Source organism: Promicromonospora sp. NPDC060204 (assembly GCF_042728455.1).
GTDB lineage: Bacteria > Actinomycetota > Actinomycetes > Actinomycetales > Cellulomonadaceae > Promicromonospora.
Genome location: NZ_JBHWZO010000101.1, coordinates 1 through 20,325 on the forward strand (window position 1 = coordinate 1; position 20,325 = coordinate 20,325).

Here is a 20,325-nt window from a genome sequence, read left to right on the forward strand (position 1 = left end):
ACCCGGATGTGACGGTCTTGTGAAGGTGGCCCCCCGATCGCCCAGAACCGGAAATCCCGTACGTCCCTCTGTATGTGCGGGGTGAATCCGTGCGCGGCCGGCCGCGCACGGCCCGGCACGGTCCAGGGCGCGCGGGGGGCGAGCCGGCGGGAGCCATCAGGAGAGGCAGACGGTCGAGGAGGCCCGGTGCTGCGGTTCCACTTCACTTCGGACGACCTGGCGCGGGTCCGGATCGCCCCGGGCCCGGACCCACTGTGGGAGACACTGCTCAGCGCTCACGTGGTGAACCAGCGCGGGGGGACGACGCTGTTCGACCCCTGGCGCGAGCGCGTGCTGTCCGGGATGCCGCCCGCGGCGCGGATGCTGCTGCGCCTCGCGCCGCCGCGCGGGTACTCGCCGGACTTCCTCACGCCCGCCACCGGGGCGGAGCCGCTCCTGCCCGGCGCCGACGCGTTCGAGACCGGCCTCGACGCGGTGCTGTCCACGCCGCGCGACCAGCTCCGGCGCGACATGTCGCGGCTCGCGCACGGGCGCAGGCCGCACCTGTGGATGCGGGACCTCGCCGACGGGTCCGCGCCCGCCCTGCGCGGGCTCGGCGTGGCGATGCGTTCGTACCACGAGCAGGCGGTCGGGCCGTACTGGAGCGGCATCCTCGCCGCCGTCGACGTCGACCGCACGGCGCGCACCCGGGCCTGGGTGGAGGGCGGTACCGAGCACGCGCTGCGCACCCTGCACCCCGCGATCCGCTGGGAGCACCCCGTGCTCTCCGTGGCGACCGCCGCCGAGCGGGACGTGCACCTGGCGGGCCGCGGCCTGCTCATCGTGCCGTCGTACTTCTGCCACCGGGCCCCGATCTCGCTGGCCGACCCCGAGCTCCCGCCCCTGCTGCTCTACCCCATCACCCACGAGCAGGTCTGGACCGGCACCCGGCCCGAGGCGCAGGCCGACGGCGGGCGGCAGCTCACCGCGCTGCTCGGGCGCACCCGGGCCGCGGTGCTCCGGGCCCTCGGCACGGGGGCGACGACGAGCGAGCTCGCGCAGCGCCTGGCGATCTCCCCGGCGTCGGCCTCGGAGCACGCCACCGTGCTGCGCAACGCCGGGCTCGTCTCCAGCGGGCGCGAGCGCAACACGGTGCTCCACGCGCTCACCCCGCTGGGCCGCACCCTGCTGGACGGCGGCGACGGCCGGGTGCCGACGGCCTCGACCGCTACTGCAGCAGATCCTGCGTGATCGGCTCCGCGGTGGTCGCCAGGCACAGGCCGACCCGGTCGCCGTCGGCCCACGAGTCCTCGCTGGGGCCCCAGACCACGTAGCTCACCGAGTCCGCGACCGGGCTCGTGCGCGCGTTCGGGCCGAGCTGCTTGGTGCCGCAGACCTGCGCGATGCGCGTGTCGACGGCGTCCCGGCCCGGCCAGACGGCGGCGTCGGCGAAGTCGGTGCGGCCCACCACCTGGGCGGTGTGCGAGGCGTCGCACGGGACCGCGAGGACCTCCGAGACCTCGCCGTCCGGCGGGACGCTCTCCACGCAGGAGCCGAGCACGAGCTGCAGCGGGTGCACCTCCTGGGGTTCCGCGATCATCGCCTCGATGGGCTCCCACTGCTGCCTGCCGACCATGTTCACGATGAGGGCGATCACCGCGACGACCGCCACCACGGCCAGCGTCGCCCCGGCGATCAGGGCGTACCGCCGCCGCTTCGCGGACTCGTCGGCCTCGGCGGGCGGACGCCAGCCCGCGTAGGACGCCTCGGGCGCGTAGTCGTGGACGGCCGGGAACGAGTGCGGCGAACCCCCGGGCGTCACCGGGAACGGCGACGGCGGCTGCTGCGGGGCCGACGGCGCCTGCGTCGGCCCGCCCTGCGGGTGCTGCTGCGGCGCCGCGGGCGTCGGGAACGGGCTGGGCGGCGTGGTGGCCGGCGGGGTGCGGGTCGCGGGGGAGGCGAAGAGCTCCGAGGCGGCGGCGAAGTCGTCCTCCGTCGCCGGGGTGCTCGTCCCGGGCTCGTCCGGGTCGTCGTCCGCCGCGGCGGGCTCGGCGGGAGTGTCCTCCCGCTCGGCTGCCTGGGCCACGGGGGCGGGCGCGTCCGGGGCGTCCGGGGCGTCCGGCGCGTCCGCGGGGGAGCCGGCGGACGCCTGGGCGTCGGGGCTCTGGGTGTCCGGGCTCTGGCCGGCGTCGTCCCCCGACGCCTCGTCCTCGGCCGCGACGGTGCGGGGCCCCAGCGCCTTCTTGTGCGCCGCGGCGATCGCCGCGAAGGAGAGGGCCTTGAAGTCGAACGTCTCGTCGGCGGCCGGCGCGGTGCTCGACGGTGCCTTGGTGTCTGCGGCCTCGTCGATGGACTCGGCGTCGGCCTTGTCGTCGGTCTTGTCGGCGGTCTTGTCGTCGGGCGCCGTGTTTGTGGCCTCGGCGGGAGCGTCCTCGGCGTCGGCGGGCGCCTCGGGCGCTGCTTCCTTGGGCTCCGGCGTCGCCTCAGGCGCGGACGCCGCCGCCGGGGTCGCCGACTGCGCGGCCGGTCGTGCGGAGGCGGGGACGACGCGGATCTCCTCGGTGGGCGCCTCGTACCGGCGCGCCCGGTCCGCCGCCGCGGGGGACGGCTCGGGTGCGGGCTCCGCGGGCTGCACGTCCTCGGGCTCCGGCACGCTGGTCGGCACGGCGGCCGGCTCGGGTGCGGTGGTGGCCGCGGGCTCGGTGACCGGCTCCGGCTCGGCCGGGCTCGCGGCGGACGGCTCGTCGTCCGCCGCCGTGGCGTCACCGGCGTCGTCGTCCTCGACGGCGTCGTCCGCGGCCGAACCCGTCGAGCCGTCGGCAGGCGCGTCCGCAGTGGCGTCGTTCGCGCCCGGAGCCGCCTCGGCGACCTCGTCGCCGGCGTCGTCCACCGCCTCCGTGGGCGCGGGCTCGGCGGCCTCGGGTTCCGCGGTCTCAGAAGCCTCGCCGGACGGTTCCGCGGCCTCCGCGTCGCCCTCGCCGTCGTCCTTGCCGCCGAGGCCGGCGGGCGCGCGATCCGGCTCCGACTCGACCGGGGACGCCTTCGCAACAGGATCCGAGACGGGGATCTCGGCGACTTCAGTGGCGGCCGGGGTCTGGTCGGGCGTCGACGTCATGCAGGTTAACTTACCGACATTCTGTAACGACCCCGCTACCGGAACGGCAACCGTTTCGACCGCACTCGATTTGGGGACAACTTCACCCGAGGATTTCCCCATCGGGGGTGGAACCTGCCCACATCACGGCCGTCACAGGACGGATCAATCGGTCAGGTCGACAATCACGGGGACGTGGTCCGACGCGCCCTTCCCCTTGCGCTCGTCGCGGTCGATCACGGCGCCGGACGCGCGTCCGGCGAGCGCGGGCGAGGCCCAGCAGAAGTCGATGCGCAGCCCCTTGTTCCGGGGGAACGCGAGCTGCTGGTAGTCCCAGTAGGTGTACGTGTGCTCCTCCGGGAGGAACTTGCGGGTCAGCTCCGTGTACCCGGCGTCGCCGAAGGCCTCGAACGCAGCCCGCTCCGGCGGGGACACGTGGGTCTTGCCGGCGAAGTCGGCGGCGTCGTAGACGTCGGTGTCCAGCGGGATCACGTTCCAGTCCCCCGTGAGCGCGACGGCGTCGCCGGCGTCCGCCCAGGTCCTCGCGGCGGTCCGCAGGGACTCCAGCCAGGCCAGCTTGTAGGCGTAGTGCGGGTCGTCGAGCGCCCGGCCGTGCGGCACGTAGAGGCTCCACACGCGGACGCCGCCGCAGGTCGCGCCGATCGCCCTCGCCTCGACCGGCGGGACGACGTCGACCAGGGCGTCGGGGCCGTCGTCGGCGACCGCCTTCGCGAAGCCGGGCTGCCCGGGGAACTGGGTGGCGACGTCGTCCAGGCCGACGCGCGACGCGATGGCCACACCGTTCCACTGCGACAGCCCGAAGTGCGCCACCTCGTACCCGGCGGCCTCGAACGCCGCGGTGGGGAACTGGTCGTCCCGGCACTTGGTCTCCTGGATCGCCAGGACGTCGGTCTGCGACCGGTCGAGAAAGGCGAGCACACGGTCGACCCGCGTGCGGATCGAGTTGACGTTCCAGGTAGCGAGGCGCACGCCGGCGAGTCTATTCGGCGAGCGCAATCGATGTGTCTGTGGTCTAGTAGCTGATGTGCGCACGGTCTAGTAGATCATGTGTGTAAGGTCTAGTAGTCGATGTGTGTGTGGTCTATTAGGAGCCGGCGTGTACGAGCATCGTGTGATCGACAACCTTCTGGACGAGTTGCAGCCTCACCTGCAGGCGATGTCGATCCATGGACCCAAAGGCGTGGGCAAGACCGAGACGGCGCTCCGTCGTGTCACTTCGGTATTGCGGCTGGATGATCCCGAGGACATGCGGCGCCTCGCAGCGGATCCCGAACTGATCCGAAGCCTGCCCGGACCAGTCCTCGTCGACGAATGGCAGAGATGGCCGGAATCGTGGGACCGGATTCGACGAGCCGTGGACGACGGCGCCGATGAAGGCCGGTTCATCATCACGGGCAGCTCGCCCCCACGTGGCGTCGTTGTGCACTCGGGAGCCGGCAGGATCGTCGGTCAGCACATGCGCCCGATGAGCCTGTCGGAGCGGGGGATCGACACGCCGACGGTAAGTCTTGCTGACATGCTTGCCGGGGACGCCTCGATTGACGGTGAGACGACGGTCGTCCTCCGGGACTACGTCGATGAGATCGTGCGCTCCGGGTTCCCCGGGATCCGCCGACTGCCCACTGCCCGCCTCCGGGCCGTGGCGCTCAGGGCCTACATCGACAACGTCGTACAGCGTGAGTTCGCCGAGCAGGGGTATCCGGTACGGCGACCAGAAGCGCTTCGAGCCTGGCTCGCCGCGTACGGTGCGGCGTCTTCGACGACGGCGAAGTACTCCGAGATCCTGGATGCGGCAACGCCGAACGAGGGCAACAAGCCGACGAAGCAGACGACGATCAACTACCGCGATGCGCTCTCCGGTCTGTGGCTGCTCGATCCGACTCCGGCCTGGATGCCCGTGCCGAACCACCTCGCTCGGCTGGGTCGAGCCAACAAGCACCAGCTGGCCGACCCTGCCTTGGCCGCACATCTGCTGGACCTGGATGCCGATGGCCTCATGTCTGGTCGCGGTGACCGGGCCGGCATCGGTGGCGGGCCGATGCTCGGTGCACTGTTCGAATCACTCGTGACGCTCGACGTGCAGGTGTACGCACCAAATGCGGAGGCCCGTGTCTACCATCTGCGGGAGCAGGACAGCCGCCACGAGGTCGATCTCATCGTCCAGGGTCTGGGTGGTCGGTTGGTTGCGCTGGAGGTGAAGCTCACGGCGTCGCCAGGGGACAGGGACGTCAAGCATCTCCTTTGGCTAAAGGAGAAGCTCGGAGACTCCCTGACCGACATGGCCGTCATCACCACCGGCAAGTACGCCTACCGCCGCCAGGACGGCGTCGCTGTGATTCCCGCCGCACTTCTCGGACCCTGATTATCGAGCGGTTTCACCCCGACTACCCTGGTCGTGTGCAGATCCTCACCGGGCGTCGTGCCCTCGGCGCCGTCGTCGTCCTCACGTCAGCGGCCCTGGTCACGGCATGCAGCGCCGGCAGCTCGTCCGGGGGGGCCTCGGCGGGGCGCACCGACGTCGTCGTGGGGCTGACCGGGGAGCCGACCAACCTCGACTTCACCACGACGTCCGGCTCCGCGATCCCCCAGCTGCTGATGAACAACGTGTACGAGGGCCTGGTGACCATCGACCAGGAGGGCGAGGTGCAGCCGCAGCTCGCCGAGTCCTGGAAGATCAACGGGGACCGCACGGAGTACACCTTCACGCTGCACGACGGCGTGACGTTCTCCGACGGCTCCGCCTTCACCGCGGACGACGTGGTGTCGTCGATCGGGCGGGTCCAGGACGACTGGACGCTGAGCCTGAAGTCGAAGATGGACGTGGTCGAGAGCGTCGAGGCGGTCAGCGACACCGAGGTCGTCGTGACGCTGGCGCACCCCAGCAACGCGTGGCTGTTCGACATGGGCACGTCCGTGGGCGCGATGTTCCCCGACGACCTGTCCGTCGACCTGGCCACCGAGGCGGTCGGCACCGGCCCCTACACGGTCGAGGAGGTCGCGACCGGCGAGCACGTCACGCTCGCCGCCCGCGACGACTACTGGGGCGAGGCGCCCGCGCTTACCGAGGTCACCGTGCGCTACTTCGCCGACGCCAACGCGCAGGCGAACGCCGTCCGCGCCGGCGACGTCGACATGGCGTACAACATGCAGGCCCCGGACCTGATCTCCGGTCTGGAGCAGGACGAGGACCTCCAGGTGATCGACGGCACCTCGACGGGCGAGGTGCTGCTCTCGCTGAACAACGCCCGGCCGCCCTTCGACGACCTGAACGTGCGCCGCGCGGTCATGTACGCGATCGACCGCAAGGCAGTCCTGGACACGGCGTGGGCCGGGCACGGCCAGCTCATCGGGTCGATGGTGCCGCCCACCGACCCCTACTACCAGGACCTCACGGGCTCCTACCCGTACGACCCGGACCGGGCGCGCGAGCTGCTGGCCGAGGCCGGCGCCGAGAACCTGAGCATCACGTTCGACGTCCCGACCCGCCCCTACGCGGAGGCCGTTGCCCAGGTGGTCGTCTCGCAGCTCAAGGACGTCGGCATCGACGCGAAGATCGTCCCGGCCGAGTTCCCCGCCGTCTGGCTCGACAAGGTGTTCACCGAGCACGACTACGAGATGTCCGTGATCCTCCACACCGAGGCCCGGGACATGCTCACGATCTTCGGCGACCCCGACTACTACATCGGCTACGACAACCCGGAGCTCGCCCAGGTGGCCGAGCGGGCCGACGAGGGCAGCCCCGACCAGTACGTGGCGGGCATGCAGGAGGTCGCCAGGATGATCGTGGACGACGCCGCGAGCGACCCCCTGTTCCTCTTCCCCAACACGGTCGTGGCCGACGCCGCCCTGACGGGCATCGCGGCGAACGCCACCACGGAGTCCATGGACCTGACCGGCCTGCGCTGGTCGGACAGCTGATCCGGCCCGCCGCCGGACAACGCCGTGGCCAGACACCTCGCGTCGCACGTCGCTCAGCTCGCCGCCACGCTGCTCGTGGCGACGGCGGCGATCTTCGTGCTGCTGCGGGTGCTGCCCGGCGACCCCGCCGTCGTCGCCCTCGGGATCGACGCGACCCCGGAGGCGCTCGCGGCCTGGCGCGCCGAGCACGGCACGGACGGCCCCCTGGTGGTCCAGTACCTGAGCTGGGTCGGCGGGCTGCTCACCGGTGACCTCGGCACGAGCTACGTCACGTCGCAGGACCTGACGCCGCTCGTCGCGGACCGGGTGCAGGTCACGGGCATCCTGGTGCTGCTCGGCATGCTGATCGCCCTGGTGGTGGCGGTGCCACTGGGCACGCTGGCCGCCGTCTGGCACCGGAACGCGGGTGGCGTGACGCTCTCCGCGGTGAGCCAGGTCGGGGTGGCCGTGCCGAACTTCCTGGTGGGTGTACTGCTGGTGTCGCTGTTCGCGGTGCGGCTCGGCTGGCTGCCGTCGGGCGGGTGGACGGCGCCCGTCGACGGGCTCGGCGAGTTCTGGCGGCACGTGCTGCTGCCCGCGGTCGCGCTGGGCTCCGTGCAGGCCGCGATCATCACGCGGTACGTGCGCAGCGCCGTGCTGGAGATCATGCGCGAGGACTTCCTGCGCACGGCCCGCGCAAAGGGGCTCACGTTCACCGGCGCGCTGGTGCGGCACGGGCTGCGGAACGCGGGCGTGCCGATCGTGACGGTCGTCGGGGTGCAGATCGCGTCCATGCTGATCGGCGCCGTGGTGATCGAGCGGGTCTTCGCCGTGCCCGGTCTCGGCAGCCTCCTGCTGGACTCCGTGGGCAACCGCGACCTGCTGGCCGTGCAGTCGATCGTGGCGGTGCTCGTGGTGCTGGTGGTGCTGCTGAACTTCCTGGTCGACCTGGCCTACACCCTGCTGGACCCGCGGCTGAGGAGGGCGGCATGAGGGGCCGGGTGCACCCGCAGCTCGTCATCGGCGCGGTGCTGGTCGGGCTCGTGCTGGTCACAGCGCTCGTGTCCCTGGTCTGGACCCCGTACGACCCCGAGCACGCCGGCGCGGACCGGCTGCTGCCGCCGGGCGCCGAGCACTGGTTCGGCACCGACCGGTTCGGCCGCGACGTGTTCTCCCAGGTCATGGCCGGTGCGCAGATCACGCTGCTCGTCGGGCTCGTGGCGGTCGGGATCGCCGCCGTGGTCGGCGTGCCGGTCGGCGTGCTCGCGGGGATGCTCCAGGGGTCCGGCCGTGGGCGGCCCGCCGCGGTGCTCATGCGGGGCAGCGACATCCTGCTCGCGTTCCCCGGCCTGCTGCTCGCGATCGTGCTGGGCGCGGTCTACGGCGCGGGCACGGTGACGGCGATGGTCGCGCTCGGCATCGGTTCGATCCCCGCGTTCGCGCGCGTGGCCCGCGGCGGCACCCTGCAGGTGATGCGCTCCGACTACGTGCTCGCCGCCCGCGCGGCGAACCGGGGGAACCTCGCGATCGCGGCGCGGCACGTGCTGCCCAACATCGCCGGCACCGTGCTGGTGCAGTGCTCCGTGAACTTCGCGATCGCCGTGCTCGCCGAGGCCGGGCTGTCGTTCCTGGGGCTGGGCACGCCCCCGCCCACGCCGTCGTGGGGCCGCATGCTGCAGGAGTCGCAGCAGTTCCTGGGCGTGGCCGACCACCTCGCGATCGTGCCGGGCGTGGCCATCGCGGTGGCCGTGCTCGGCTTCAACCTCCTGGGCGACGGCCTCCGCGACGTCCTGGACCCGCGGCTGGCGAACACCGGACCCGCGGCCGAGCATGTCGCCGCCGGCCCGGACGTGGGCCCCGACGCCGCCCCCGGCGTCCGCCGCGAGCTGGACGACGCCGCGGCGGAACCCGCCCTCGACCTGCGCGGGCTGACCGTCCGCACCCAGAGCGGGCGCGCGCTGCTCACCGACGTCACCCTGCGGGTCGCCGCGGGCGAGCGCGTCGGGCTGATCGGCGAGTCCGGGTCGGGGAAGACCATGACGGCGCTCGCGGCGCTGGGCCTGCTGCCCGACGGCGTCTCGGCGACCGGGCACGTCGGCCTCGCCGGGGTGGACGGGAACCTCCTGGACCGGGGCGAGCGCGCGCTGGCGCGGCTGCGCGGTCGGGAGATCTCGATGGTCTTCCAGGAGCCGATGACGGCCCTCAACCCGCTGATGCGCGTGGGCCGCCAGGTCGCGGAGGCGATGACGGTGCACGGGGTCCCGCACGGGACGGCGTCGCGCAGGGCGGCGGACCTGCTGGCCGAGGTGGGCCTGCCCGACGGCGCCGCCCGGCGGTACCCGCACGAGCTGTCCGGCGGGCAGCGGCAGCGGGTGGTGCTGGCGATGGCGCTGGCGAACGACCCGGCGGTGCTCGTGGCCGACGAACCGACCACGGCACTCGACGTCACCGTCCAGCGCCAGGTGCTGGACCTCATGACGCGGCTGGTCAGCGACCGGGGCGCCGGGCTGCTCTTCATCACGCACGACCTGGCCGTGGTGTCCCAGGTGTGCGAGCGGGTGGTGGTGCTGCTCGACGGCGTCGTGGTGGAGGAGGGGCCGGTCGCCGAGGTGTTCGCGCACCCCCGGCACGAGTACACGCGGCGGCTGCTCGCGGCGTCCGCCCTCGAACCGCTGACGGCGGAGACCACCGCGACGGCGGCCGCCGAGGCGACGCCGGCCGCCGCGGCGACGGGAACGGCCACGCCGCCGCCGTCCGACCCCGGGCCCCTGATCCGCGTCGAGGACGTGACCCGCACCTACACGAGCCGCGGCGAGACCGTGCACGCCCTGCGGGGAGTCTCGCTGGAGGTCCGCGAGGGGCAGCGGTTCGGCATCGTGGGCGAGTCCGGGTCGGGCAAGTCGACGCTGCTGCGCATCATCTCCGGCCTGGACCGGGCGACGTCGGGCCGCCTCACCAGCGCGGGCGTCGACCTGAGCCCGGCGGACACCGGCCCTGCGGACACCGACTCGGCGGGGTCCGCGGCGTCGGGCCGTGCGCGCTTCGGAGGCGGGCCGACGGCGCCGCCCGACCTCGGCGACCTGCGCGCCGCCCTGCAGCTCGTGTTCCAGGATCCGTACGGCTCCCTGGACCCCCGCATGACCGTGGGCGACATCGTGGCGGAGCCGCTGCTCAACCCGGCGAACGTCCGGGACGGCGGCCCTCGGACCCCGGCCGCCCGGCGGGAGGCGGTGCGCGAGATGCTGGACGCCGTCGGCCTGCCCCTCGACGCGGCCGAGCGGTACCCGCACCAGTTCTCGGGCGGGCAGCGGCAGCGCATCGCGATCGCGCGGGCCCTGGTGTGCCGGCCGCGCATCCTCGTGGCGGACGAGCCGGTCAGCGCGCTCGACGTCTCCGTGCGGCGGCAGGTGCTGGACCTGCTCGCGCGGCTCGCCGACGAGTACGCGCTGACGCTGCTGCTGGTGTCGCACGACCTCGGCGTCGTGCGGCACGTCTGCGACCAGGTCGCCGTGATGCACGACGGGCTGATCGTGGAGCAGGGGCCCACCGCGCAGGTCTACGACGACCCGGCGCACGAGTACACGCGGCGCCTGCGCGCGGCGACCCCGCTGCTCGTCCGCTGAGCTCGTCCACAACCTCCTGACCTCCCTGTTCGTCTGCCCTGCTGCGGGCGGCACCTGCCGCCCATCCCTGGCGAAGGAGACAGCAGATGCGTGTCAGAACAGGTGCGGCGGCGGTGCTCGCCGTAGTCCTGGTGGGCGGGGGCGCGGCGGTTTCGGCCGCGGTCCCGGCGAACCCACCGGGAGTCCCGACGTCCGCGGCGACCTCACCGCCGGCCACGAGCGGGTCCACCCCGGCGACCGTCACGCTGATCACGGGTGACCGGGTCACCCTGACCCGGTCCGCCGGTCACCCCCGGCTGGTCGGCATCGAGCACGGGGACGGGCGCGAGGGCGTCGGCTTCCTCCAGCAGCTGGTGGACGACCGGCTGTACGTCATCCCGACCGACGTGGCCGGGCTGGTCCCGGACCGTCTGGACCGGGCGCTGTTCGACGTCACCGGCCTGGCCGACGCCGAGCGGGACCAGTCCTCGGGCACCGTCCCCGTCATCGTCCAGGCGGCGCCCGGCTCCGGCGGGGCGGCGAAGGGCGCGCGGGCGGCGTCGGCCGAACCCGACTGGGCGGACCTGGGCATCGAGCCCGAGCGCGAGCTGGAGTCCGTGGGCGCCGTGGCGGCGGACCTCGACCGGGCAGCGGCGTCCGACCTGCTGTCCGCCCTCCAGGAGCCGCGGGCGGACGCCCGGACGGCGTCCGCCCCGGCATCCGACCTGAAGGTCTGGCTCGACGCGCCGGTCGAGGCGCTCGACGCGGACTCGACGCCCCAGATCGGCGCGCCCGAGGCCTGGGCCGCCGGGTACACGGGCGAGGGCGTGACCGTGGCGGTCCTCGACACGGGCGTGGACACCACCCATCCCGACCTGGACGACGTGCAGGTCGGCGCGCGCGACTTCACCGGATCGGGCAGCACCGCCGACCGCGTCGGGCACGGCACGCACGTCGCCTCCATCGCACTGGGCTCCGGAGACGCGTCCGGGGGCGTGAACCGCGGCGTGGCATCCGACGCCGACCTGCTGGTCGGCAAGGTCCTGGACGACGACGGTTACGGCCAGACGTCCTGGATGATCGACGGGATGGAGTGGGCCGCCGGCGAGGGAGCCGACGTCGTCAACCTCAGCCTCGGCCAGCCCGGGAACTACAGCGACGGGACGGACCCCGGGTCCCTGGCCCTGGACGCGCTGAGCGCCGAGCACGGCACCCTCTTCGTCGTCGCCGCGGGCAACGAGGGGGAGTACGGCAACGGGACGGTGACCGCGCCCGGGTCCGCCGCGTCCGCCCTCACGGTGGGGGCTGTCGACGACTCCGACGAGGTCACCTGGTTCTCGAGCCGCGGGCCGCGCGCCGGGGATGACGGCCTCAAGCCGGACGTGACCGCCCCGGGCGCCGCCGTCGTCGCGGCCCGGGCGGCGGGCACGGCGATGGGCACGGTCGTGGACGACGACCACGTCTCCGCCTCGGGGACGTCGATGGCCGCCCCGCACGTCGCGGGCGCTGCCGCGGTGCTCAAGCAGGCCCGGCCGGAGCTCACGGGCCAGGAGATCAAGGCGATCCTCATGGGCTCGGCAGAGCCCACCTCCGGCACGGTCTGGGACGAGGGCGCCGGCCGGATCTACCTGCCTGCCGCCCTGGCCCAGCGGGTCGAGGCCGTGCCGGCGTCGCTCTCCTTCGGCACCCTCAGGTTCCCGCAGACGGGGTTCGAGACGCGGACCCTCACGTACGAGAACCCGACGGACGCCGAGGTCACCCTCGATCTCGAGGTGGACGCGACCGGCCCGGACGGCGAGCCCGTGCCGGCCGGTGCGCTCACCCTCTCGGCGGCCTCGTTGACCGTGCCCGCGCAGGGCACCGCCGCCGTGGACGTCACGGTGGACCGCACCACCGGCGGGGCAGGGCGGTCCTCCGGGGCGGTCGTCGCTGCCGCTGCCGGCGGTGGCGAGATCCGCACCGCCCTCGGCTGGTCCAAGGAGTCCGAGCGCTACGACCTGACGATCGAGGCGGTCGGCAGGGACGGCGAGGCGCACGACGGCGAGGCGGGCGTGCTGAACGTCGACGACGGCACCGTGCTCAACGACTCCGTCCAGCTCGACGGCGGCCGGAAGACCCTGCGGGTCCCGACCGGGACGTACTCGATCCTCGGTGACCTGTACGAGCAGGACGTGGACGGCGAGATCACCGAGCTGACGACGGCCGTCGAGCCCGAGATCGAGGTGACGGCGGACACCACCGTGCTCCTCGACGCGCGCCGGGCAGAGCCGGTCACCGTCACCACCGAGCGGCCGGCGGACCGGCAGTCGGTCACCGTCGGCGTCTTCCGGACCGACGTGCCCGACGGCCACCTCAACGGGCGCCGCAACACCGTTCCCGGTGACACCGACGTCTACCTGACGCCGACCGGTCCGGCGTCCGAGGGCGGCCTGGACCTGAGCGTGGGGTTCGCCCTGGCCGCACCGACCACCGGCGAGCAGGCTCCCGCGTACGTGTACGACCTGATGTACGTCCAGGACTCCGTGGAGACGCCCGCGTTCGCGGCGACGTCGGAGAACACCGCGGCGGTCCAGGTCGGTCACGCCGATCTCGGTCCTGGCGCCCAGGTGCGGGGCTCACGGTTCGCCGAGGCCCCCGGGAGGTGGTGGATCAATCGTCCCGAGTACCGTCGGGCGGTCGACCCGGGCAGTGTCCGCACCGAGTACGTCAGCCCGGACGTGAGCTGGTTCGGTGGCTCCAGCATCGTGCCGGACGACGGCTCCGAGGCGGTGTACTTCTACGACGAGGGCCGCGTGTACGCGCCGGGCGAGGAGGTCACGGAGACCATCGGCCGTGCGGTGATCAACGCCCGGCTCCGCGCGGACGGCCTGTTCCAGACCCAGGGCGACTCGCTCGCCCTGGTCGTCCCGGGGTGGACCGACGCCGACGGGCACACGTCCTCGGGGTACGAGCTGTCCGACCACCTGGCGGTGTGGCAGGACGGCGCCCAGGTGGTCGACGTCGACGGCTACCGGGCGGACGTCCCCGTCCCCGCCGGAGGAGCCGACTACCGCGTCGTCCTGGACGGTGAGCGGGACCTGAGCTGGTGGAACCGGTCCACGAGGGTGAGCACCGAGTGGACCTTCCACGCGGAGCCCGCGGGTCTCGGTGCCGATCCGGTCGACCTGCCCGTGCTGGACGTCGCGCTCGATGTCGACGGCATGGACCTGGCGAACACGGCACCCGCGCGGACCAGGGCCACCGTGACCGTCGGGCACCAGGCCGGCAGCTCGGGCGGCAAGGTCACCGAGGCCCGGCTGTGGTGGTCGCCGGACGACGGTGCCACCTGGCGCAAGGCGGCGCTGCACCGGACCGGCGCGGGCGTCTACGCCGCCGACCTACGGGTCCCGGCGGGTACGGAGCACGTCTCGCTCCGTGTCGGGGCCAAGGACCGGGCGGGTACGACGATCCGGCAGACGGTGGTCCGCGCCTACGGCGTCCGCTGACCCGCCGCCGCGACCCCAACGAACTGGGCGTACGCGGCGTCTGCCCTCGTGAAGGCGGCATTCGACCGCCGGCGTCCTCACGAAGGAGACAGGCAGATGCGCGCCAGAACGGGTGCAGCGGCAGCGGCGATCGCGGTGGCGGTCGCGCTGGGTACGGGGGTACCGGCGTGGTCGTCCGGGGGGACGGTGTCCGGCGGGCAGGACGTCGGTGCGGCAGGCGGGACGGCAGCCGCGCCGGCGTCGTCCGCGACGGTCACCCTGATCACGGGGGACCAGGTCGACGTCGGGCGGTACCCCGACGGCCGCAGGTCCGTCACGGTGCGGCCCGCCGCGGGCCGCGAGGGGATCGCCTTCCAGAAGCTCGTCCAGGGCGACAGCGTGCAGGTGATCCCCGGCGACGTCGCGCGCCTCGTGCCCGACCGCCTGGACCCGGCGCTGTTCGACGTCACCGGCCTCGTCGCCGCCGGGTACGACGACGGTCACCGGGACACGGTGCCCGTCATCGTGCAGGACGCGGTGGTGGCGGACGCGGCGGCCACCGCGGCCGTCACCCCGGACGGGACCGGCGCCCCGGTCTCGGCCCGCCTCGCGCAGCACGACGAGCTCGACTGGGCGGCGCTCGGCCTCGACCCCGAGCGGAGTCTGCCGTCGGTCGGCGCGGTCTCGGCCGACCTGGACCGGGCCGCGGCCGCGGACCTGCTCGCGACGCTGGACCCGGCCCCGGCGGCCCGTTCGGCGGCGCCCGGGGCGCCTGGTGCGCCGGCCGCGCCGGCCGTGAAGGTCTGGCTGGACGGCCACGTCGAGGCGCTCGACGTGGACTCGATGCCGCAGATCGGCGCGCCGACCGCCTGGGACGCCGGGTACACCGGCGACGGGGTGACCGTCGGCGTGCTCGACTCCGGCATCGACGCGACCCACCCCGACCTCGACGACGTGCTCGTCGGGGCCCGCGACTTCACCGGCTCCGGCGACACCGTGGACCGGTACGGCCACGGCACGCACGTGGCCTCGATCGCCCTGGGCTCGGGCGACGCGTCGGACGGCGACAACCGCGGCGTGGCCCCGGGCGCCGACCTCCTGGTCGGCAAGGTGCTCGACGACTTCGGCGGCGGTGAGGCGTCGTCGATCATCGACGGCATGGAGTGGATCGCGGAGGCCGGCGCGCAGGTGGTGAACATGAGCCTCGGCGAGTCCGAGCGCTACACCGACGGCACGGACCCGTTCTCGATGGCCGTCGACACGCTGAGCGACCGGTACGGGACGCTCTTCGTCGTGGCCGTGGGCAACGAGGGCCTGTACGGCGCCGTCGTCCCGCCGGGGGCCGCTGACTCGGCCCTGACGGTGGGCGCCGTCGACGACGACGACCAGGTCGCGTACTTCTCCAGCCGCGGGCCGCGGCTGAGGGATTACGCCATCAAGCCGGACATCACGGCGCCGGGCGTCGAGATCGTCGCGGCCCGTGCCGCCGGCACCAACGAGGGGGAGGACGCCGGCCCCTACACGGCCTGGAGCGGCACCTCCATGGCCGCGCCGCACGTGGCCGGCGCGGCCGCCGTGCTCAAGCAGGCGCGCCCCGAGCTGACGGGGCCGCAGCTCAAGGCGGTCCTCATGGGCTCGGCCCGGCACACCAGCGGCGGCGCGTTCGACGAGGGCGCCGGCCGCGTCCTCGTGCCCGCCGCGCTCGGCCTGCCCGTCGTGCCGACGCCCGCGTCGCTGTCGTTCGGCGGCTTCGAGTACCCGCAGGAGGGCACCTCGACGAGGACGCTCACCTACGAGAACCTCGGCGCGGCCGCGGTCACGCTGGACCTCGCGGTCGAGGCGTCGGACCAGGACGGCGAGCCGCTGCCCGCCGGCGCCGTCACGCTCGGCGCCGCGTCCCTGACGGTGCCCGCTGGGGGCACGGCGACGGTCGACGTCGGCGTCGACCCCACGGTCGGCGCCGTCGAGCGCCGCTACTCGGGCGCGGTCACGGCCACGGACCCCGAGGGCCGCGAGATCCGCACGCCGCTCGGCTGGTACAAGGAGCCCGACCTCGCCGACCTGGACGTCCGGACCCTCGGGCGCGACGGCGAGCCGCACACCGGGTCGTCGAGCGTGCGCATCGTGAACGTGGACGACCCGACCCTGTTCGACGAGCACCAGGAGATCGGCCCCGAGGGCCTGGACCTGCGGGTGCCGCCGGGCCGGTACTCGGTCACGGGCTTCCTGTGGACCACCGACGAGGAGTACGTCGTCTCCGAGGTCTCCGCGGTGCTCCGTCCGGAGGTGACCGTCGCCGACGACACCACGGTCGTGCTCGACGCCCGCGAGGCGCGCGAGCTCACCGTGTCCACCCACCGGCCCGCCGCGGTCCGGTGGATCGCGCTGGAGGACACCCGGACCACGGCGGCGGGCGACGACCCGTACGGGTTCGGCACCGTGGTGGGGAACGGGGCGAAGGCGTACGCGACGCCGACGGACGCGCCGGTCACGGTCGGCACGTACGACCTGCAGACCCACTTCGTCCTGGAGCAGCCGGTGGCGGCGGGCCGGGCGCCGTCGTACACCTACGACCTCCTGTACACGCAGGACGTGGTGGACACGTTCCGCTTCCGGGCGACCGCCCGTGACACGGCCGCGGTCACGACCACATACGCGTCCCTCGGCGCCGACCACCACGCCGAGAGCGCCCGGGTCGGCACCGCGCCGGGTCACCAGTGGGGCTCGGCCGTGGGCAGCCCGGTCACGATCCCCGGCCGGCGCACCGAGTACCTGAGCGCGAACGGCGTCGCCTGGGGCCACCAGGTGTACACGGGCTCGGCGGACGACCCGCAGCAGGGCTACTTCGACGCCGTGGCGCGCACCTACGCGCCGCGGGAGAAGGCCCGGACCACGGTGGGCGGCGCCGTCCTGAGCACGCGGGCGGGGTCCGGCGCGTTCACGGTCACGGACGACACGCTCGGCCTCCGCCTCGTGCCCTGGAGCGACGCCGAGGGGCACCCGTTCGAGTCCTTCGGCGGGCAGAGCACGCGCCTGCGGGTCTGGCAGGACGGCGAGGCCGTGCTCGACCAGAAGCGGTCCTCGGCCGAGGTGGCGCTCCCCGCGGGCGGCGCCGCGCACCGCGTGGTCCTCGACGCGAGCCAGGAGTCGTCCTGGTGGGAGCGGTCCACGCGGACCAGCACCGAGTGGCGGTTCCGCGCGATGCCGGGTGCCGCCACCGGCCCGGCCGTGCTCGACGTCGGCTACGCGGTCAAGGGCCTCGACGCGCACAACGCGGCACCCCGCAGCACGCGGGTTACGCTCACGGCCGGGCACCCGGCCGGCGCTCCGGACGGCGTCACGGCCGGCACCCCGGACGGCCGGTCCGCCAAGAACCGGGTCACGTCCGCCCGTCTGTGGTGGTCCGCGGACGACGGCGCGACCTGGCACGCCGTGCCCCTCACCGACCGGCGGCCGGGGAAGTTCACCGGGACGGTGCGGGCGCCTCGCGGCACCGAGCACGTGTCGCTCCGGGTCGAGGCGCGGGACGCGTCGGGCGGCACTGTGAAGCAGACGGTGACGCGCGCGTACGCCGTCCGCTGACCCACCGCCCCACCCACGCGCACGTGTCGGACGTACAGGTCCCCCGGGTGACCTGTACGTCTGACACGTGCTGAGCCCCGCGCCGGTGTAGCCTCCTGCGCGAGATGAGCGAGCACGTGACCAGCGGCGACGGCGACCTGCCCGCGCCCGACGACGGCCTCCCCGGCGCCCGGGCGACCCACCACGGCAAGCCGCCGATCCGCCTGATCTACGTCCCCGGGCTCGGCGACCGCATGCCGCCGCTGGTGCACCTCCAGCGCGAGGCGCTCCGGACCTGGCGCGCTTTGGGTGTGCGCACCACGATGTTCCGGGTGCGCTGGTCGTCGGACGCGTCGTTCGAGGAGCGGCTGGACCGCCTCGACGCCCTGGTCGAGCAGTTCGAGCAGCGGGGCGAGCGGGTGGCCCTCATGGGCGCGTCCGCCGGCGCGGGCGCGGTGCTCGCGGAGTACGCCCGACGCCGTTCGATCGTTGCCGTCGTGATCATCGCCGGAAAGTTCCTCGAACCCGAGGACATCATCAAGCCCGTGCTCGAACGCAACGCGCCGTTCGCGCAGTCGCTCTCCGCGGTGCCGAAGCTGCTGGAGGAGCTGGGCCCCGACGACCGGGCCAAGATCCTGAGCCTGCGCTCGGCGCGGGACGGCGTGGTCGACGACGAGGACACCCTGCTCGAGGGCGCCGTGAACGAGACGATGCGCGTGGTGGGCCACGTGATCGCGATCGGGTACGCGCTGATGTTCCGGGCCCGCCGGGTCGTCCGGTTCCTGCGCGAGGTCGTGACCGACTGAGGCGGACCCCTGCCGTTCCGCGGGTCCGGGTGCTACCGTGTCTCACATCGTGAGCACCTTCCTCTGTACCTGCTGTCGCCGCTGAGCGGTCGCCCACCGGGCGACCCCCTGGCGCGTCTCCTCGCGCCGCCGACAGCAGCTCCTGCTCACATCGCATCCCCGTGCGCACGCGCCGGGCTCCCGCACTCCTCCGTCCGGAGGCCGGGAGCACCTGGCGGAGGTGTCGGTGGATGCCGGGGCGGTCGCCGTCGGCGCACCCACCCGGCACCCTCGAAAGGACCCTCACCATGCCCGGCATCCCCGTACTGGACCTCTCGCTGCTCGACGGCGACCGCGACGACCAGGCCCGTTTCCGCGACGAGCTGCGGCGCGCCACCCACGAGGTCGGCTTCTTCTCCCTGGTCGGCCACGGTGTCCCGCGCGACCTGATCGACCGCGCGTACGCCACCGCCCGCGAGTTCTTCGCGCTCCCCGAGGAGCAGAAGCGCGCGATCGAGAACGTCCACAGCCCCCACTTCCGCGGCTGGACGCGGATGGGCGGCGAACGCACGCTCGGCCGCGTGGACCAGCGCGAGCAGATCGACATCGGCGCCGAGCGGCCGGCGGTGCCCGCCGGACCCGGCGTCCCCGACTACTGGGTCCTGGAGGGCCCGAACCTCTGGCCCGAGGCGCTCCCGGCCCTGCGCGAGGTCGCCGAGGAGTGGCTGACCCGGCTCGACGGCGTCGCGACCCGGCTGCTGCGGGCCTGGGCCGAGTCGCTCGGCGCGCCGTCGGACACGTTCGACGCCGTCTTCGAGCGGCCCTCGCCCCACCTGAAGATCGCCCGCTACCCGGGGGTCGAGGCGGCCGCGCCCGCCCAGGGCGTCGGCGCGCACAAGGACCTCGGGGTGCTCACGCTCCTCTCCGTCGAGGACGGCAAGGCGGGCCTCCAGGTCGAGAAGGACGGCGAGTGGCTCGACGTCGTCCCGCCCGCCGGGGCGTTCGTCGTGAACATCGGCGAGCTGCTGGAGATCGCGACGGACGGCTACCTCAAGGCGACCTTGCACCGCGTCGTGTCCCCGCCGGCGGGCACCGAGCGCATCTCGATCCCGTACTTCCACGGGCCCGCGCTCGACGCGACGATCCCGGACGTCGAGCTGCCGGAGTCGCTCCGCGCCGCCGCGCCCGGCGTCACGCTGGACCCCGCGAACCCGCTGCACGCGGTGTTCGGCGACAACTGGCTCAAGAGCCGCGTGCGGGCGCACCCGAACGTGGTGGAGGCGCAGCACCCGCACCTGCTCCCCAGGCGGTAGCCGGGCGCTCGGAGTAGCCAGCCTTACGGATGCTTCAGAAACCCTGCGCATCCGGACTCTTGTCTCCGGTAGCCGGGCGTCCGCAGACTCGGGCCATGACGATCTCCCAGGACACCTCCGCCGCCGTCGCCCACTTCGCGGGGCGCCTCGCCTTCGAGACCGACGTCAGCGACGTCCACGCGGCGCTGGCCTCGAACAGCCCGTTCACGCTGGTCGACGTCCGCTCCCCGGCCTGCTGGGACCAGGGCCACGTCCCCGGCGCCGTGCACCTGCCCGGCGGCAAGGTGCGCCTGCGGGCCGAGCAGACCGTCGACCGGGAGAAGCCCGTGGTCGTGTACTGCTGGGGTCCGGCCTGCAACGGCGCGACCAAGGCCGCCCTGGAGTTCGCGAAGCTCGGCTACGACGTCAAGGAGATGATCGGCGGTTTCGAGTACTGGGTCCGGGAGGGCTTCGCCTACGAGACGGCGGCCGGCCCGGTCCAGCCGGAGACGGACCCGCTGACGGCCCCGGTCTGACGCTGGGCCTGCCGGTGTCACGTGCGAAGTGCGCTTCTACCCCGTCATTGGGCCCGTATCCGCCCCGATTCCGGGCCTGATGACGGGGTAGAAG

The 20,325-nt window shown here is 73.8% G+C and carries 12 protein-coding genes; 10 read left to right on the top strand and 2 right to left on the bottom strand.

Going from position 1 to position 20,325, the window contains the following annotated elements; genetic code table 11:
* The first annotated feature begins 186 nt into the window (after positions 1 to 186).
* Positions 187 to 1,230, top strand: coding sequence for an ArsR/SmtB family transcription factor (locus tag ACFWEJ_RS14500; RefSeq protein WP_377229905.1), 1,044 nt, complete (start codon positions 187 to 189; stop codon positions 1,228 to 1,230).
* Here the strand turns inward: ACFWEJ_RS14500 and ACFWEJ_RS14505 are convergent.
* On the bottom strand, positions 1,208 to 3,094 hold the full coding sequence (locus tag ACFWEJ_RS14505) for a septum formation family protein (RefSeq protein ID WP_377229906.1): 1,887 nt from the start codon (positions 3,092 to 3,094) through the stop codon (positions 1,208 to 1,210). The genes ACFWEJ_RS14500 and ACFWEJ_RS14505 overlap by 23 nt on opposite strands.
* Before the next feature lie 144 nt (positions 3,095 to 3,238).
* Positions 3,239 to 4,063, bottom strand: coding sequence for an exodeoxyribonuclease III (locus ACFWEJ_RS14510; protein WP_377229907.1), 825 nt, complete (start codon positions 4,061 to 4,063; stop codon positions 3,239 to 3,241).
* A gap of 127 nt (positions 4,064 to 4,190) precedes the next feature.
* On the opposite strand from ACFWEJ_RS14510, the gene ACFWEJ_RS14515 reads away from it, so the two are divergent.
* The 9 genes from ACFWEJ_RS14515 to ACFWEJ_RS14555 all read left to right on the top strand — a co-directional run bounded on the left by ACFWEJ_RS14515 (position 4,191) and on the right by ACFWEJ_RS14555 (position 20,231).
* Positions 4,191 to 5,456 carry an ATP-binding protein gene (locus tag ACFWEJ_RS14515; protein ID WP_377229908.1) on the top strand — a complete coding sequence of 422 codons (1,266 nt, stop codon included), beginning with the start codon at positions 4,191 to 4,193 and terminating at the stop codon, positions 5,454 to 5,456.
* Between the two features lie 35 nt (positions 5,457 to 5,491).
* Positions 5,492 to 7,012, top strand: a complete 1,521-nt coding sequence (locus tag ACFWEJ_RS14520) for an ABC transporter substrate-binding protein (protein ID WP_377229909.1) — start codon at positions 5,492 to 5,494, stop codon at positions 7,010 to 7,012.
* Positions 7,013 to 7,036: 24 nt separating this feature from the next.
* A complete protein-coding gene (locus tag ACFWEJ_RS14525; protein WP_377229910.1) occupies positions 7,037 to 7,984 on the top strand; it encodes an ABC transporter permease in 948 nt (315 codons plus the stop codon).
* Complete coding sequence (locus tag ACFWEJ_RS14530; protein WP_377229911.1) at positions 7,981 to 10,614, top strand: dipeptide ABC transporter ATP-binding protein; 2,634 nt, start codon at positions 7,981 to 7,983, stop codon at positions 10,612 to 10,614. The genes ACFWEJ_RS14525 and ACFWEJ_RS14530 overlap by 4 nt, the downstream gene beginning before the upstream one ends.
* 86 nt (positions 10,615 to 10,700) lie before the next feature.
* Positions 10,701 to 14,078, top strand: a complete 3,378-nt coding sequence (locus tag ACFWEJ_RS14535) for a S8 family serine peptidase (protein ID WP_377229912.1) — start codon at positions 10,701 to 10,703, stop codon at positions 14,076 to 14,078.
* Positions 14,079 to 14,174: 96 nt separating this feature from the next.
* Complete coding sequence (locus tag ACFWEJ_RS14540; protein ID WP_377229913.1) at positions 14,175 to 17,639, top strand: S8 family serine peptidase; 3,465 nt, start codon at positions 14,175 to 14,177, stop codon at positions 17,637 to 17,639.
* A gap of 104 nt (positions 17,640 to 17,743) precedes the next feature.
* Positions 17,744 to 18,424: a hypothetical protein gene (locus ACFWEJ_RS14545; protein WP_377229914.1), complete on the top strand. Its 681-nt coding sequence runs from the start codon at positions 17,744 to 17,746 to the stop codon at positions 18,422 to 18,424.
* Between the two features lie 287 nt (positions 18,425 to 18,711).
* Positions 18,712 to 19,716, top strand: a complete 1,005-nt coding sequence (locus ACFWEJ_RS14550) for an isopenicillin N synthase family dioxygenase (protein WP_377229915.1) — start codon at positions 18,712 to 18,714, stop codon at positions 19,714 to 19,716.
* A 95-nt stretch (positions 19,717 to 19,811) separates the two neighbouring features.
* On the top strand, positions 19,812 to 20,231 hold the full coding sequence (locus tag ACFWEJ_RS14555) for a rhodanese-like domain-containing protein (RefSeq protein ID WP_377229916.1): 420 nt from the start codon (positions 19,812 to 19,814) through the stop codon (positions 20,229 to 20,231).
* Positions 20,232 to 20,325: the final 94 nt, after the last annotated feature.

Coding starts and splice junctions, on each gene's coding strand:
- ACFWEJ_RS14505 (WP_377229906.1), bottom strand. CDS start 3,094: ATGACGTCGACGCCCGACCAGACCCCGGCCGCCACTGAAGTCGCCGAG.
- ACFWEJ_RS14530 (WP_377229911.1), top strand. CDS start 7,981: ATGAGGGGCCGGGTGCACCCGCAGCTCGTCATCGGCGCGGTGCTGGTC.
- ACFWEJ_RS14535 (WP_377229912.1), top strand. CDS start 10,701: ATGCGTGTCAGAACAGGTGCGGCGGCGGTGCTCGCCGTAGTCCTGGTG.
- ACFWEJ_RS14540 (WP_377229913.1), top strand. CDS start 14,175: ATGCGCGCCAGAACGGGTGCAGCGGCAGCGGCGATCGCGGTGGCGGTC.
- ACFWEJ_RS14545 (WP_377229914.1), top strand. CDS start 17,744: ATGAGCGAGCACGTGACCAGCGGCGACGGCGACCTGCCCGCGCCCGAC.
- ACFWEJ_RS14550 (WP_377229915.1), top strand. CDS start 18,712: ATGCCCGGCATCCCCGTACTGGACCTCTCGCTGCTCGACGGCGACCGC.
- ACFWEJ_RS14555 (WP_377229916.1), top strand. CDS start 19,812: ATGACGATCTCCCAGGACACCTCCGCCGCCGTCGCCCACTTCGCGGGG.